The 14,138-nt window shown below is 74.0% G+C and carries 13 protein-coding genes and 1 riboswitch; of the genes, 7 read left to right on the top strand and 6 right to left on the bottom strand.

Going from position 1 to position 14,138, the window contains the following annotated elements:
• Positions 1-351 precede the first annotated feature (351 nt).
• Positions 352-837 (bottom strand): SAV_6107 family HEPN domain-containing protein, encoded by a 486-nt coding sequence (locus OO62_RS30570; protein ID WP_033270881.1) that lies wholly within the window; start codon positions 835-837, stop codon positions 352-354.
• A gap of 236 nt (positions 838-1,073) precedes the next feature.
• On the opposite strand from OO62_RS30570, the gene OO62_RS30565 reads away from it, so the two are divergent.
• The 5 genes from OO62_RS30565 to OO62_RS30545 all read left to right on the top strand — a co-directional run bounded on the left by OO62_RS30565 (position 1,074) and on the right by OO62_RS30545 (position 7,481).
• Positions 1,074-2,024, top strand: coding sequence for an ATP-binding cassette domain-containing protein (locus OO62_RS30565; protein WP_033270880.1), 951 nt, complete (start codon positions 1,074-1,076; stop codon positions 2,022-2,024).
• Positions 1,996-4,203, top strand: coding sequence for a YhgE/Pip domain-containing protein (locus OO62_RS41415; protein ID WP_033270879.1), 2,208 nt, complete (start codon positions 1,996-1,998; stop codon positions 4,201-4,203). The genes OO62_RS30565 and OO62_RS41415 overlap by 29 nt, the downstream gene beginning before the upstream one ends.
• Before the next feature lie 35 nt (positions 4,204-4,238).
• A complete protein-coding gene (locus OO62_RS30555) occupies positions 4,239-4,853 on the top strand; it encodes a TetR/AcrR family transcriptional regulator (RefSeq protein ID WP_033270905.1) in 615 nt (204 codons plus the stop codon).
• A 413-nt stretch (positions 4,854-5,266) separates the two neighbouring features.
• Entirely contained in the window at positions 5,267-5,887 is a 621-nt protein-coding gene (locus tag OO62_RS30550) for a DUF4126 domain-containing protein (RefSeq protein WP_033270878.1), read from the top strand.
• A 76-nt stretch (positions 5,888-5,963) separates the two neighbouring features.
• Positions 5,964-7,481 (top strand): phytoene desaturase family protein, encoded by a 1,518-nt coding sequence (locus tag OO62_RS30545; protein ID WP_033270877.1) that lies wholly within the window; start codon positions 5,964-5,966, stop codon positions 7,479-7,481.
• Positions 7,482-7,515: 34 nt separating this feature from the next.
• Here OO62_RS30545 and OO62_RS30540 read toward each other — a convergent pair whose 3' ends face one another.
• From OO62_RS30540 to OO62_RS30520, 5 genes are all read right to left on the bottom strand, one after another.
• Positions 7,516-8,712 (bottom strand): hypothetical protein, encoded by a 1,197-nt coding sequence (locus tag OO62_RS30540; RefSeq protein ID WP_033270876.1) that lies wholly within the window; start codon positions 8,710-8,712, stop codon positions 7,516-7,518.
• Between the two features lie 39 nt (positions 8,713-8,751).
• Positions 8,752-9,669 carry a methylenetetrahydrofolate reductase [NAD(P)H] gene (metF, locus tag OO62_RS30535; RefSeq protein ID WP_051733734.1) on the bottom strand — a complete coding sequence of 306 codons (918 nt, stop codon included), beginning with the start codon at positions 9,667-9,669 and terminating at the stop codon, positions 8,752-8,754.
• Positions 9,670-9,801: 132 nt separating this feature from the next.
• Entirely contained in the window at positions 9,802-10,458 is a 657-nt protein-coding gene (gene thiE, locus OO62_RS30530; protein ID WP_033270874.1) for a thiamine phosphate synthase, read from the bottom strand.
• 118 nt (positions 10,459-10,576) lie between these two features.
• Positions 10,577-10,942, bottom strand: a complete 366-nt coding sequence (locus OO62_RS30525) for an Rv2175c family DNA-binding protein (RefSeq protein WP_033270873.1) — start codon at positions 10,940-10,942, stop codon at positions 10,577-10,579.
• Between the two features lie 138 nt (positions 10,943-11,080).
• Complete coding sequence (locus OO62_RS30520; RefSeq protein ID WP_033270872.1) at positions 11,081-12,376, bottom strand: NAD(P)/FAD-dependent oxidoreductase; 1,296 nt, start codon at positions 12,374-12,376, stop codon at positions 11,081-11,083.
• 178 nt (positions 12,377-12,554) lie between these two features.
• A riboswitch (TPP riboswitch) is annotated at positions 12,555-12,667 on the top strand.
• Between OO62_RS30520 and thiO the strand changes: the two genes are divergently transcribed.
• Together thiO and thiS are read left to right on the top strand one after the other, a co-directional pair.
• The gene (gene thiO / locus OO62_RS30515; RefSeq protein WP_051733733.1) at positions 12,665-13,912 is read left to right on the top strand and encodes a glycine oxidase ThiO; all 1,248 of its coding nucleotides are present in this window, start codon (positions 12,665-12,667) and stop codon (positions 13,910-13,912) included. Its footprint overlaps the riboswitch before it by 3 nt.
• Positions 13,909-14,136, top strand: coding sequence for a sulfur carrier protein ThiS (gene thiS / locus OO62_RS30510; protein WP_033270871.1), 228 nt, complete (start codon positions 13,909-13,911; stop codon positions 14,134-14,136). The genes thiO and thiS overlap by 4 nt, the downstream gene beginning before the upstream one ends.
• Positions 14,137-14,138 lie beyond the last annotated feature (2 nt).

Here is a 14,138-nt window from a genome sequence, read left to right as displayed (position 1 = left end):
CAACCCACCCACCGCCTCCACCTCCACCACCATTCCGCGGGCGCTCCCCCTCCCGCTGCGGCCGCTCCCCCGCGCACCGCGGTCCGCCCGAAACCGGCCGCGGGCGCCTTCCGGGCCGGCCCGCGCCGAACGTGCCCGGTCCGCGGCGTCCCGCCCGCGGCGCCCGGCCCCCGGGGCCGGCCTGCGGCCCCGCGGCGGCGGGGTCCGCTCAGCCCGTCGCCCGCCGGTCGGGGTCAGGAAGGGGCCCGGTGGCGCCCGCGTAGGCCACCAGGAAGCCGACCCGGCCTGCGGCTCGACCGCCGTACGGGCCGTGGGCCGCTTCCACGCCCGCGCTCCCCCGGCCGTGGGCTGTCACCCCGCGCGCTGGGGTGGCAGGGACGGCTGGAGGAGCAGCATGCGCTCCACCAGGCGCAGGAACATCGCGGCGTCGCGCAGGAGATCGTCCGCGTCGCGGCGGCTGGCCGCGCCGGCTATGCCGGCCTCCGCCTTGGCCCGGCGGGGTGCGCCGGCCTCGAACAGGGCGCTCCACTCGGCGAGTTCGGGAGCGACCTCGGGCAGGACCTCCCAGGCGCTCCGTATACGCTGCCTGCGGCGGACCGTCGTCTCCGGCCGGCCTCGGACGGCGAGGACGGCGGCGGCGGTGCGCAGCGCGGCCAGATGGGCGGTGGCGAACTGCTCGTTCGGGGTCTCCAGGGTGCGGGCTTCCTCGAGCCCGTGCTGAGCCTTGGCGAGCAGGTCGAGGGCGGCGGGTGGCGCGGCCGCCCGCCGCAGGACGGGGTGGACATCGCTCGGGGGACCGTACGCAGCGGAGCTGCCCCTGCGGGGACGAGCTGCCATGACGAACCTCCTGTCGTCGCATGCCGGTTAGGACCGAATGCTCATTCGGACCGTATGACCCCATCGTGAGGTACGCCACTGACAATCGACCCTGAGCTGCACTTTCGTGGGTAAGAGGGACACGCGCCGGGTGGATACCGGGCGGGCACCGGGCAGGATCGCCAACTTCCCCTTGCGGAACGGGGGGTGCGATGCTGCATACTTTTTGAACTGACCAGTCAGTTCAAGGAGGGATCGTGGACAGCACCCCGCACGGGGCGGCGGTCACGGCCGCGGGCTTCGGGCTGAAGGGCCCCCGCGGATGGGCGTTCCGGAACATCGACCTCACCGCCGGACCCGGGTCGCTGATCGCCGTACAGGGCCCCTCGGGCTCGGGCCGTACGTGTCTGCTGCTCGCGCTCACCGGCCGGATGAAGCCGGCCGAGGGCACCGCCGAGGTCGGCGGGCTGCCGCTGCCCAAGAAGATGGCCGCCGTCCGGGCCGTCAGCGCGCTGGCCCACGTACCGGGGGTCGCCGAGCTCGATCCCGCGCTGACCGTGGGCGAGCATCTGCGCGAACGCGCCCTGCTCCAGGGCCGGTTCGGCGGTTCGCTGCGGGCTCTGCTGCGTCCGCGCCGGGAACGGCGGGCCGAGGCCCGCGCCCTCGTGGACGGCGCACTCGAAGCGGCCGGGCTCGACCCGGAGTCGCTGCCCAAGGGGATCCGCACCTCCGTCCGCGACCTGGAGCGGCTGGAGGCGCTGCGGCTGTCCGTGGCCCTCGCGCTGGTCGGCGGGCCGCGGCTGCTGGCCGTCGACGACACGGATCTGAAGCTGTCCGACGAGGAGCGCGCGGCCGCCTGGGCGATGCTGCGCGGCCTGGCGGCGGCCGGCACGACGGTACTCGCGGTGTGCAGCGAACCGCCTGAGGGCGGCAAGGCTCTGGGTGAGGAACTGGTCCTGGTGCGTACGGGAGACCGCCCGGCGCCGGCGCCCGAGAAGGCCGCCCCCACCACGCCCGTAACCTCCACGGACACCGCAGACCCCATAGACCCCGCGGACACCGCAGACCCCGTAGACCCCACTGACCCCGCAGACGCCGCGGACACCGCCGTCGAGGGGGACTCGCGGCCGGCGGCCGACGGGCGCGCCGAGGGCCACGACGACGAGGAAGGGGCGGTCGATGCGTTCGCCGAAACTGGCCGCGCTTGAGCTGAAGCGGTTCGGGCGGGGGAAGCTGCCGCGTGCGGCGCTGGCCGCGCTGTTGCTGCTGCCGCTGCTGTACGGCGCGCTGTACCTGTGGTCCTTCTGGGACCCGTACGGGCGGCTGGAGAAGATACCGGTCGCGCTGGTCAATCAGGACCAGGGTGCCGAGGTCGGCGGGAAGCGGGTCTCGGCGGGCGACAGCATCGTCGACGGGCTGGCGCGCAGCCACACCTTCGACTGGCAGCCGGTGGACGCCAAGGAGGCCGCCAAGGGCGTGGAGGACGGCAGGTACTACCTGTCGTTGTCGATCCCGGAGGACTTCAGCCGGCGGATCGCCTCCAGTTCGGGTGACCACCCGGAGACCGGCGCCCTCAAGGTGCGCACGAACGACGCGAACAACTACATCGTGGGGCAGATCTCCCGGACGGTGTTCTCCGAGGTGCGGGCGGCGGCCTCGGCGAAGTCGTCGCGCACCTTCCTCGACAAGATCTTCGTCTCGTTCTCCACCCTGCACGGCAAGACCGAGCAGGCGGCCGACGGCGCGGACCGGCTCAAGAACGGCCTGGGGAAGGCCAAGGACGGCTCCGGCAAACTGGCCGACGGCCTGGGCACCGCGAAGGACGGCAGCGGCAAACTGGTCAGCGGCCTCGGCGACCTCGACTCGGGCGCCGGGCAGCTGTCCCGGGGCAGCTCCGACCTCGCGCGGGGAGCGGGTACGGCGGCGAGCGGGTCGCGCCAAGTGGCCGACGGCTCCCGGCAGGTGGCCGACGGGACGCAGCAGCTGGCCGACACCGTCAACGGCTTCGCCGGCAAGGTGGGGCCCTTCGTCCGGGCGCACGGCAAGGAGATCGGCGAGGCGGCGCAGCTCGTCGCGGACGGTTCGCAGGCGATCCGCGATCATCTGGACAAGCTGCCCGCCGCGGCCGCCACCGGGGCGAAGCTCTCCCGGGGGATCTCCGACCATCTGGCCTCGTACTACCGGCTGCACTGCGCCGGCGGCGTGGATCTGCTCGACTCCTGCTCCGAGCTGAAGCAGCTCAAGGACCAGGCGGCCACCGCGGCCGACCAGGCGGAGAAGGTCAGCGGGTATGTCCACGACCAGAAGAACCTCGACCAGTTGGACCGCGACCTGGGCACCCTGCACACCCTGGCCGGTGAGCTGGCAAAGCACGGGCCGACGCTGGGCGCCGACATGGACGCCGCGGTGAAGAAGATCAACGATCTCAACGACGGTGCGCACAAGGTGGCCGCGGGCGCCCACAAACTGGCCGCCGGCAACGCCCGGCTGGCCGCCGGCGCGGACCAGCTGGACAACGGTGCGCACCAGCTGCACGACGGTACGGGCCGGGCCGCGTCCGGTATGGGCGACCTCGACGCCGGTGTGGGCAAGCTCAAGAACGGCGCCCAGACCCTGGACGGCGGTCTGTTCAAGCTCTCCGACGGCTCCCGGAAGCTGGCCGGCGGGCTGCACGACGGGGCGAAGCAGATCCCCGACTACGGCAAGAAGGCCCGCGACGCGCGCACCCTGGTGATGTCCGACCCGGTGCAGCTCGCCTCGGACTCCGCCCACAAGGCGCCCAACTACGGCACGGGGTTCGCCCCGTACTTCATCCCGCTGTCGCTGTGGGTCGGCGCCATGGTGGCGTACATGCTGATCCAGCCGCTGAACAGGCGGGCGCTGGCGATGGGGGCGCCCTCGTGGCGGGTGGCGGTCTCGGGGTGGCTGCCGGTGGTCGGCATCGGGGTGCTGCAGACCGCGGCGCTGATGTCCGTGCTGCACTTCGCGCTCGGCCTCCAGATGGTGCGGGCGGCCGGCACGATCGGCTTCCTGATGCTGGTCACGGCCTGTTTCTCGGCGATCGTGCAGTGGCTGAACGCGCAGTTCGGACCGGCCGGCCGGATCCTGGTGCTGGCGTTGCTGATGCTCCAGCTGACCTCGGCGGGCGGTACGTATCCGGTGCAGACCAGTCCCGGTTTCTTCGGCGCCATCCACCCCTATCTGCCGATGAGTTACATCGTGGAGGGGCTGCGCCGGCTCATCACGGGCGGTGAGCTCGCGCCCGTGTGGCAGGGCAGTGCGGTGCTGCTGGCGTTCACCGTCGGGGCGCTCGCGCTGACGTCGCTGACGGCCCGCAGCCGCGAGGTGGTGCGCATGAAGGACCTGCATCCGGAGCTGAGCCTGTGAACACGGACGCCGCCGGGACCGGCACAATCGCCCCCATGGACAGCTCCAACACACGCCGCGACGCCACCCGGCGCAAGCTCTTCGAGGCCGCGGTCACGCTCATCGCCGAACAGGGCTTCTCCTCCACCACGGTGGACGAGATCGCCGAGCGGGCGGGGGTCGCGAAGGGCACGGTCTACTACAACTTCGCGAGCAAGAACGTTCTCTTCGAGGAGCTGCTGCGGCACGGCATCGAGCTGCTCGCCACTTCCTTGCAGGCGGCCGCCGAGGAGGTCACCGAGCGGGGCGGCAGCCAGGTCGACGCGCTGGACGCGATGATCCGGGCCGGCCTGGACTTCATCTCCCGTTACCCGGCGCTCACCCAGCTCTACGTCGCCGAGCTGTGGCGCACCAACCGGGCCTGGCAGTCGACGCTGATGGTGGTGCGCGAGCGGGCCATCACGGTGGTGGAGGACGTGCTGCGGGAGGCGGTGGCCCGTGACGAGCTGAGCGGGGAGATCGACATCCCGCTGACCGCGTCGGCGCTGTTCGGGATGGTCCTGGTGGCCGCGCTGGACTGGCAGTCGTACCAGCCGGACCGGTCGATCGACGACGTGCACGCGGCGCTGTCGCGGCTGTTGCAGGGGCGGGTCAGCGGCCGTCCGTCGTAGCGGCGGACCCCGTGGCCGGGGCCGGATTCCGGCCCCGGGAAGCGAAGAAGAGGGACGAGGTGAGTGCGCACCGTATTGGTCAGGTACGGCGCGCACCCCCCGTTTCCCCCGTGGGCCCGCACAAAGGAGTGCGCCGCCCTGGCACGGATCGTTCCCCCTCCGATCCGACCAGGACAGCGCTTCCCCCGTGCTCCCCCGTGGAGCCCCCGTGCTCCCCCGATTCCCCCGTCACGGTCGGGAGCCGCGCCGTTCCGCCGCCCCGTGTCGGCGGTGCGGCGCCGCTTCCCTTCCGTGGCCCCCACTCTTCCTTCCTGGCAGGGCCCGGCCTATCCGCGTACCTACTCATCTGGCGGTCTGAGTACGGATACTCAAACCTGAGCACCGGCCCCCAGCGGGGGCCTACGATCTCCGTCGTGTCCGTACTTCCCTTGGTTTTCACGAGCGGCTGGGCGAGCGGGATCAACGCCTACGCCGTCGTCCTGCTCCTCGGTCTGCTCGGCGCGACCGGCGTCAGCGAGGACGTGCCGGCGGCGCTCCAGCGCCCCGATGTGCTGATCCTGGCCGGCGTGCTGTTCGTGGTAGAGGCCATCGCCGACAAGGTGCCGTACGTGGACTCCGTCTGGGACGCCGTGCACACGGTGATCCGGCCGGTCGCCGGCGGTGTGGTGGCGGCCCTGCTGGCCGGGCACGACGGTTCGCTGCCCGAGCTGGCGGCGGGTGCGGTGGGCGGCTCCACGGCGCTGCTGAGCCACCTGGTGAAGGCGGGTACGCGGATCGCGGTGAACACCTCGCCGGAGCCGGCCAGCAACATCGTGCTGAGCCTGGTCGAGGATCTGGGCGTCGCCGGGATCATCGCGTTCGCCGTCTTCCACCCGGTGGCCGCCGCGGTCCTCGCGGGGACCCTGCTGGCCGCGGGCATCACCCTGGTGATCGTGCTGTGGTCGCGGATCCGCCGCTTCCTGCGGCGCCGGCGGCAGCGGCGTGCGGAGAAGCGGTTGGCCGCGGCGGGCAGCGTGGTGCCGCCGGCCGGCTGAGCGCGCGGGGCGGGCCGGTCCGTGGCCGGCGGCGGCCGTGCGGGCGTTGTCAGTGGGTCCGGATAAAGTCGCAGGCATGGCACGGATTGCGGTGATCGGCGCCGGGATGGGCGCGATGGCGGCCGCTGCCCGGCTGGCCGTCGCGGGCCACCGGGTGGCGGTGTTCGAGCGCGGCGCGACGTACGGCGGCGCGGTGCAGCGGCTGACGCGGGACGGCTTCGTCTTCGACACCGGACCGGGTCTGCTGCATCTGCCCGCGGTCTACCGCGATCTGTTCCTCAAGACCGGACGGGAGGCGCTGGAGAGCCGCGTCGAGCTGTCCCAGGTCGACCCCGCGAGCCGTCATGTCTTCGCCGACGGTACGGCCGTGGCGCTGCCGAACGCCTCGCGGGCCGGCGTCCTCACGGCTCTGGACGAGGCGCTGGGCGAGGGCTGCGGTGAGCGGTGGAGCGCGCTGGTGGGGCGGGCCCGCGACGCGTGGGACGCCACCCGGCGGCCGCTCCTGGAGGAGCCGCTGCGGCGGGATTGGCGGGCGCTGGGGCGCGATCCGTATCCGGCGGTGCGCAGGCGCGGGCTGTTCGGCCGCGGCAAGGGCCCGACGACCGCCACCCTCGCCGAGGTCGCCCGCCGCGAGCTGGCCGATCCCCGGCTGGTCGCGCTGCTGGAGAGCCATGCGCTGGCGTACGGCTTCGATCCGCGCAGCGCCCCGGCGAGCGCCGCGGTGCTGCCGTACATGGAGCAGAGCTTCGGGAGTTGGTACGCGGGCGGCGGGATGCGGGCGCTGGCCGACGCGCTGTACGAACGCTGCCTGGCGCGCTCGGTGGAGTTCACCTTCGGCGCGGAGGTGACCGCCGTGGCCGAGAAGGACGGCCGGGCGGCGGGCGTCGCGCTGGCCGACGGCCGGTTCGTCGACGCGGAGTTCGTGGTGGCGGGCCTCGATCCGGCGCGGCTGCCGGCCCTCCTCGGTGGGCGGCAGCCGTGGGGCGAGGACGACGTACGGCCGCCGGAGCACCCCGGTCAGGGGGCGGCGGCGCGGCTGACGGTCGCGCTGGCGTTGCGCGGCGGGCGGGAGCCCGGGGCGGCGCACCGCACGGTGGTCCATGCCGCGGACCGCGCGGCGGAGTTGGCGGGCGTGTTCGGGGACGGTGCCACGCCGGGCGTGCCGTGCGCGCGGCCGACGGTGACGGTGCTGCGCCCGGACGACCCCGCCACCCGGCCCGACGACGACCATGAGGCCGTGACGCTGAGCGCGGCGGTGGCGCCGCGGGGCCCGGCGGACGGACCGGCCGGCGCCGGCGCGGAGGCGGCGGCCGACCGGCTGCTGGAGGCCGCCGAGGCGGCGGTTCCGGGGCTGCGGGAGCGGGTGCTGTGGCGTGAGGTGCTGCCGGCCACGGCTGACACGCTGGTTCCGGGGCCGGCACTGGCGGGCCGGGACGGGCGTTTTCTGCGGCCCGGCAACCGCACCCGCATACCGGGTCTCTACGCGGTCGGCGGCTGGTCGCACCCGGGCGGCGGGCTGGCGCACGCCGGGATGTCCGGGGCGCTCGTCGCGGGTCTGATCGTGAACGGCGACGACTGGCAGGGCTCCACGTGAGCGGGCCGCCGCCCGCAGGACCCGGCCCGGCGGTTCAGTAGCGGTACTGCTGCTCGTCGTAGCCCTGCTGCTGGTACGGCGGATAGGGCGGCTGCTGCTCGGGCGGGAGGTCGCCGTCGCGCTGCTGCGGGACCCAGACCCCGCCGGGCGGCGTCTCACCGTAGCCCTGGCCGGGCTGCTGTCCGGGCGGCTGGCCCTGACCGCCGTACTGCTGCGCATCGTAGGGCGCCTGGGCGTAGGGATCGGGCTGCGCGTACGGGTCGGGCTGCGCGTAGGGATCGGGCTGCGCGTAGGGGTCGTAGGGCGTGGCGTACTGCTGGGCGCCGGCGTACGGGTCGGAGTAGCCCTGCTGCCGGCCGTCGCCGTAGGCCGCGTACGGGTCGCCGTAGGGGTCCTGGGCGGCCGCGGGCTGGCCGTAACCGCCGTCGTAGGCATAGCCGTTGGCGTCGCCGGGGGCGGTGCCGGCGGGGGTGCCGTACGCGTCGTATCCGGGGTAGCCGTCCTGCTGGGCGCGGGCGTCGGGGCTGTAGACGCCGTACTGGCCGGTTTCGTCGGGCATCGGCTGCGGGGCGTAGACGGTGGTGGCGTCGAAGGACTGGGTGGGGAACGACTGGGTGGCGAAGACGCTCTGGTCCTGCGGGTCCTGGTAGGGGTCCTGGCCGCCGTAACCGCCGCCCGCCGGATAGCCGTTGGCGGTGTAGCCATTGGCGGTGTAGTCGTCGGGCTGGTAGCCGTCCGCCTGGTAGTCGTAGGAGCCCTGCGCGGCGTAGGCGTCCTGGTTCGGGAAGCCGGCGGGGCGCTGGAAGCCGCCGGTGCTCTCGAAGGTGTCCGGGCCGCCGCTGTCGGCGGCCGGGCGGGCGGGGGCGTCGGCGGGCGGCTCGCCGGCCGGGACCGCCTCCACCTCGGAGACCTGAAGGGACGGTTCGGCGGCGGGCCGGCCGCCCCGGCGGCCCCGGCGTCCGCGGCTCTCCCCGCCCCGGGTGCGCAGCGCCCAGCCGTCGGTGAAGCCGCGTTTGAAGGACAGGGTCACATTGGTCTGGCCGACGGCGAAGGCGACCAGGCCGACGCCGATGACGATCACCGAGGGGATGACGACGCCCACGACCACCGCGAGGAAGCCGGCGAAGGCGAGCAGCCGCCAGCGCAGCCGGGCCTTGTTCTGGAGCAGCACCTCACCCAGCAGCCACAGAGCGACCAGGCCGAACGCGATGTAGAGGATCGTCCAGCCCATATACGCCCCATCTTCCGCCGCTGTGGCGGCCAACCGTGATCAGGACTGCTGGTGCAGTCCCAGATTCTCGTAGATTTCCAGGGTCGCCGTGGAGTGGTTCAGGGTAATGAAGTGCAACCCGGGAACGTCCTCGGCCATCAAGCGCGCACACAGTTCCGTCGCGTACTCGATGCCAATGGAGCGTACCGCCGCCGGGTCGTCCTTGACGGCGAGGATGCGCTCGGCCAGATCGGGCGGGAAGGCGGCATTGCTGAGCTGCGCGAACCGCTCGATCTGACGGACGTTCGTCACCGGCATGATCTCCGGGATGATCGGTGTCGAGCAACCCGCGGCGGCGACCCGTTCGCGCAGCCGGAAGTAGTCCTCGGCGTAGAAGAACATCTGGGTGATGGCGAAGTCCGCGCCGGCCCGGCACTTGTCCACGAAGTGGGCCACGTCGGTGTCCCAGTCCGTGGAGCGCGGGTGCATCTCGGGGAAGGCGGCGACGCCGACGCAGAAGTCGCCGGACTCCTTGATCAGCCGGACCAGGTCGGCGGCGTAGGCGATGCCGTCGGGGTGCTTGACCCACTCGCCCATCGGGTCGCCGGGCGGGTCGCCGCGCAGCGCGAGCATGTTGCGGATCCCGGCGTCGGCGTACTGGCCGATGATGTTGCGCAGATCCGCCGTGGAGTGGTTGACCGCGGTCAGGTGGGCGACCGGGGTGAGGGTGGTGTCGGTGGCGATGCGCTCGGTGGCGCGGACCGTGCCGTCACGGGAGGTGCCGCCGGCGCCGTACGTCACCGAGACGAAGGTCGGGGAGACGGCCTCGATCCGACGAATGGCGTTCCACAGGGTCCGCTCACCCTTCTCGGTCTTCGGGGCGGCGAACTCGAACGAGTAGGACTGCTTGCCGGAAGCGAGCAGGTCGCGCACGGTTCGTGCGCGATCAGTCCTGGTGGAAGCTGTACCTAGGGCCATACCGGCAGGTTAACCACCGCCCGGGCGCACACCAACCGTCATCGGCGTTATGCCTGGTTGGCCGGGTTCGTGTCCACTGGTTGGACATTTTCCGGCCCGGCGGCCGTCCGGGAAGGCGGCCCGGTGCCCGTCTCAGGAGGCGTCGGCGGCGTCCCGGATGCGCTTGGCCAGCGCGGCGGCCGCGGCGCCCGGGTCGTCGGCCTCGGTGATCGCGCGGACCACCACCACCCGGCGGGCGCCGGCCTGGAGCACCTCGTCCAGATTGCCGGCGTCGATGCCGCCGATCGCGAACCAGGGGCGCTCGGGGGCGCGCGCGGCGGTGTAGCGGACCAGGTCGAGGCCGGGGGCGTGGCGGCCCGGCTTGGTGGGCGTGGGCCAGCAGGGGCCCGTGCAGAAGTAGTCGACGCCGTCCTCGGTGAGCGCGGCGTCCACCTCGGCCTCGGCGTGGGTGGAGCGGCCCATGAGGACGTCCTGGCCGAGGATCGCGCGGGCGGCCGGGACCGGCAGATCGCCCTGGCCGAGGTGCAGCACGTCGCTGCCGACGGCGTGTGCGACGTCGGCGCGGTCGTTGACCGCGAGCAGCTTGCCGTGCCGCCGGCAGGCGTCCGCGAAGACCTCCAGGTGCCGGAGCTCCTCGCCGGCCTCCATGCCCTTGTCGCGCAGCTGGACGATGTCCACGCCGGACGACAGCACCGCGTCCAGGAACTGCGGGAGGTCGCCGCGGTCGGTGCGGGCGCCCGTGCACAGGTAGAGACGGGCGTCGGACAGGGCCTGTCGTGCGGTGCTCATCGGGCGGCTTTCCCCCAGGTCAGGGGCGTACGGGCCGGCCGTCCGGCCCGTACGCCCCGCGGATGTGGTGATGGATGCCGGTGCGGCGGGCCGTCGGGGGCGCGCCGCACCGGGTGGATCAGACGGCGAGCGCCTGGGCCCGGCGCTTCACCTCCGTGCCGCGATTCTCGCGCAGCGCCTGCGCGGGGGTGCCGGGCAGGGTCTCATCCGGGGTGAACAGCCACTCCAGCATCTCCTCGTCGGTGAAGCCGTCGTCCTTGAGGAGCGTGAGCGTGCCGACGAGGCCCTTGACGACCTTGTCGTCCTTGATGAAATCGGCGGGTACCTGGAGCACCCTGTTCTCCCCACGGCGCACCGCGATCAGCTGGCCCTCCTTGACCAGCTGCCGGACGCGCGTCACCTCGACGTCGAGGCGTTCGGCGATGTCGGGGAGGGTGAGCCAGGCGGGGACGAGTCCATCGATGTTTGCGTCAATCTCGGTCACAGGACAAGCGTGCCACCTCGCACTGACAGCCGGTAGCCGGGCCTCGCCATCGGGGGCCGCCGGCACACCGGTGGGTGACGCCGCACCCGGGGCGCGCCGGGCGTCCCGGCGGCCGGGCCCGCCGCTGCCGGGCGGCGGCTACCGGGCGGCGGCCTTCAGCGGCACGGCCGCGTTGGCGGCCCGCTCCCGGTCGAGGGCGACGCCCCGCTCGATCAGCTTGCGCCCCTGGGCGAGGTCGCGCGGGCGCCCCACGGCCAGCAGCGCGACGAGCCGGCCGGCCCCGCGCCCGCCTTCGCCCCCGCCGGCCTGCCCCTCGTGCGGGCCCTCCTCGCCGCGCAGCCAGAGGACCGACCAGGCGGCGCCGGACGGGTCGCCGCGCCAGACCATCTCGTCGGCGTCCCCGTGGTGGCCCGCGTACTGCACGAACCGGCCGAACTGCTCGGACCAGAAGTACGGCACCGGGTCGTAGACCAGCCCTTCCGTGCCGCCCCGGGCGATGTTCTCGGCGACCGTCCGCGGGCCCTGGAGGGCGTTGTCCCAGTGGTGGATCAGCAGGCGGCTGCCGTAACGGGTCGAGGGGAAGGAGGCGCAGTCGCCGACCGCGTACACGTCGGGCACCGAGGTGCGCAGCCGCTCGTCGGCGAGCACGGAGCCGTCCTCGGCGGAGATCTCGACGCCGGAGCCGGCCAGCCAGCCGGTGGCGGGCCGGGCACCGATGCCGACGACCACGGCGTCGGCGGGCAGCGTCGTGCCGTCGGCGAGGGTGACCGCGCCCGGGGCCACCGAGGCGACCCGCGCGCCGGTGCGCAGCTCGGCGCCGGCGCCCGCGTACCAGCCGGTCATGTGGGCGGCGACCTCGGCGGGCAGCGCACCGGCCAACGGGCGTTCGGCGGCCTCGACGACGGTGACCGCGCAGCCCGCCTCACGGGCGGCGGTCGCGAATTCGGCGCCGATCCAGCCGGCTCCGACGACCACGATCTCGTGCTGGGCGGCGAGCACCGGGCGCAGCCGTTCGGCGTCGTCGAGGGTGCGCAGCAGGTGGACGCCGGGCAGGCCCTGGCTGCCGGGCAGCATGACGGGGTCGGCGCCAGTCGCGATGACCGCGTGGTCGTAGCGGACCGGGCCCTCGGACGTCTCGACCTGCCGGCGGTCCGGCGTCAGGGCGGTGACCCGGCGGCCGAGGTGCAGCTCGATGCCGAGTCCCTCGAAGTCCACGTCGAAGGCCGAGCCGTCGGCCTTGCCCAGCAGCACCGCCTTGGACAGCGGCGGGCGGTCGTAGGGCGGGTGGGGCTCGTCGCCGAACAGTGTGATCGCGTCGCGCCAGCCCTGTTCGCGCAGGGCGACCGCGGTCTGCACACCCGCGATGCCGGCGCCGATGATCACGACGCGGGGCGTGCGGTCAGGGGCCTGGGAGGACTTGCTCTGCTCGCTCACCCGATCACTCTAGGACGGTGGGGGACGCCGCTCGCAGCAGCACGCAAGGAGATCTCTGACACAGCGTCACGGACCGGCGCGCCGGTGTCCCGGCCCGCGCCCGGCACCGGCGGGCGCCCCCGCGCGCACCCGGGCGTTGCCTTACGGCGCTTTGCACCCCCGTACTAGGGTGACGGATACACGCACTCGCGGGAGCCCGGACGCACCGGGCTGAGAGGGAGGCTGGCCGGCCTCCGACCGTACGAACCTGATCCGGGTCATGCCGGCGAAGGGAGGGGCTGGACGCCCATGCATCCACCTGCCACACCATCGGTGCCCGTCACCGGGCATCCCGACGTGCTCGTCATCGGGGGCGGCATCATCGGCCTGGTCACCGCCTGGCGGGCGGCCGGCCGCGGGATGTCCGTCGCGGTGGCCGACCCGGCGCCCGGCGGCGGCGCGGCGTACGTCGCGGCCGGCATGCTCGCCGCGGTCACCGAGCTCCACTACGGCGAGCAGACGCTGCTGGGCCTCAACCTGGCCTCGGCCCGCCGCTACCCGCGGTTCACCGAGGAGCTGGAGGAGGCCGGCGGGCAGCGGATCGGCCACCGGCGGTGCGGCACGCTGGCGGTCGCGCTGGACGCCGACGACCGCGCCTACCTGCGCGAGCTGCACGCGCTGCAGATCCGGTCGGGCCTGGACTCGCAGTGGCTGGCGGGCCGGGAGTGCCGCCGTCTGGAGCCGATGCTGGCCCCCGGCGTACGGGGCGGGCTGCGGGTCGACGGCGACCACCAGGTCGATCCGCGGCGGCTGGCGAGCGCGCTGCTGGTGGCCTGCGAGCGGGCCGGCGTGGTCTTCCACCGGAGCCGGGCCGAGCGGCTGACCGTCGAGGGCGGCCGGGCCCGTGGTGCCGAACTCGCCGACGGCACAAGGGTGTCGGCCGGGCAGACCGTCCTGGCGGCGGGCAGCCGCAGCGCGGGGCTGGCCGGGGTGCCCGAGGAGGTGCGGCCGCCGGTACGGCCGGTCAAGGGCCAGGTTCTGCGGCTGCGCCTGCCGAAGGTGCCCGCCGGCTCGCCCCCCTTCCTGTCGCGCACCGTACGGGCCGTGGTCCGCGGCAATCCGCTCTATCTGGTGCCGCGGGAGAGCGGCGAGCTGGTCATCGGCGCCACCAGCGAGGAGCTGGGCTTCGACACCACCGTCACCGCCGGCGGCGTCTACGAGCTGCTGCGGGACGCGCACGAGCTGGTCCCGGGCATCACCGAGCTGCCGCTCGTGGAGAGCTGCGCCGGGCTGCGCCCCGGCTCCCCCGACAACGCCCCGCTCCTGGGGCCGACCGCGCTGCCCGGCCTCCAACTGGCGACCGGCCACTTCCGCAACGGCGTCCTGCTGACGCCGGTCACCGGGGACGCGATGGCCGAGGCGCTGGCCACCGGGAGCCTGCCCGAGGAGGCCCGTCCCTTCTCCCCGCAGCGCTTCTCCACGCCTGAGCGCGGCGGGACCCCCCGCACCGCCGCGGAGCCCGCGCCCGCCCCCTTCCCGGAGGAGCAGCCCGTATGAGTGCCGCCACCCCTGCCCCCACCGCCTCGGTGTCCGTCAACGGCGAGACCCGTGAGGTCCCCGGTGGGCTCACCCTCGACCGGCTCGTCGCGACCCTGACCGCGGCACCGTCCGGCGTGGCCGCCGCGGTCAACGAGACCGTGGTGCCGCGCTCCCAGTGGCCCACCACCACGCTCGGCGACGGCGACCGCGTCGAGGTGCTCACCGCCGTCCAGGGAGGCTGATC

It is taken from the genome of Streptomyces lydicus, assembly GCF_000717345.1.
In the GTDB taxonomy this organism is placed as follows: Bacteria; Actinomycetota; Actinomycetes; order Streptomycetales; family Streptomycetaceae; genus Streptomyces; species Streptomyces lydicus.
The sequence above is the reverse complement of the archived record's forward strand: the minus strand, read 5'-3'. Positions and strand labels throughout refer to the sequence as shown.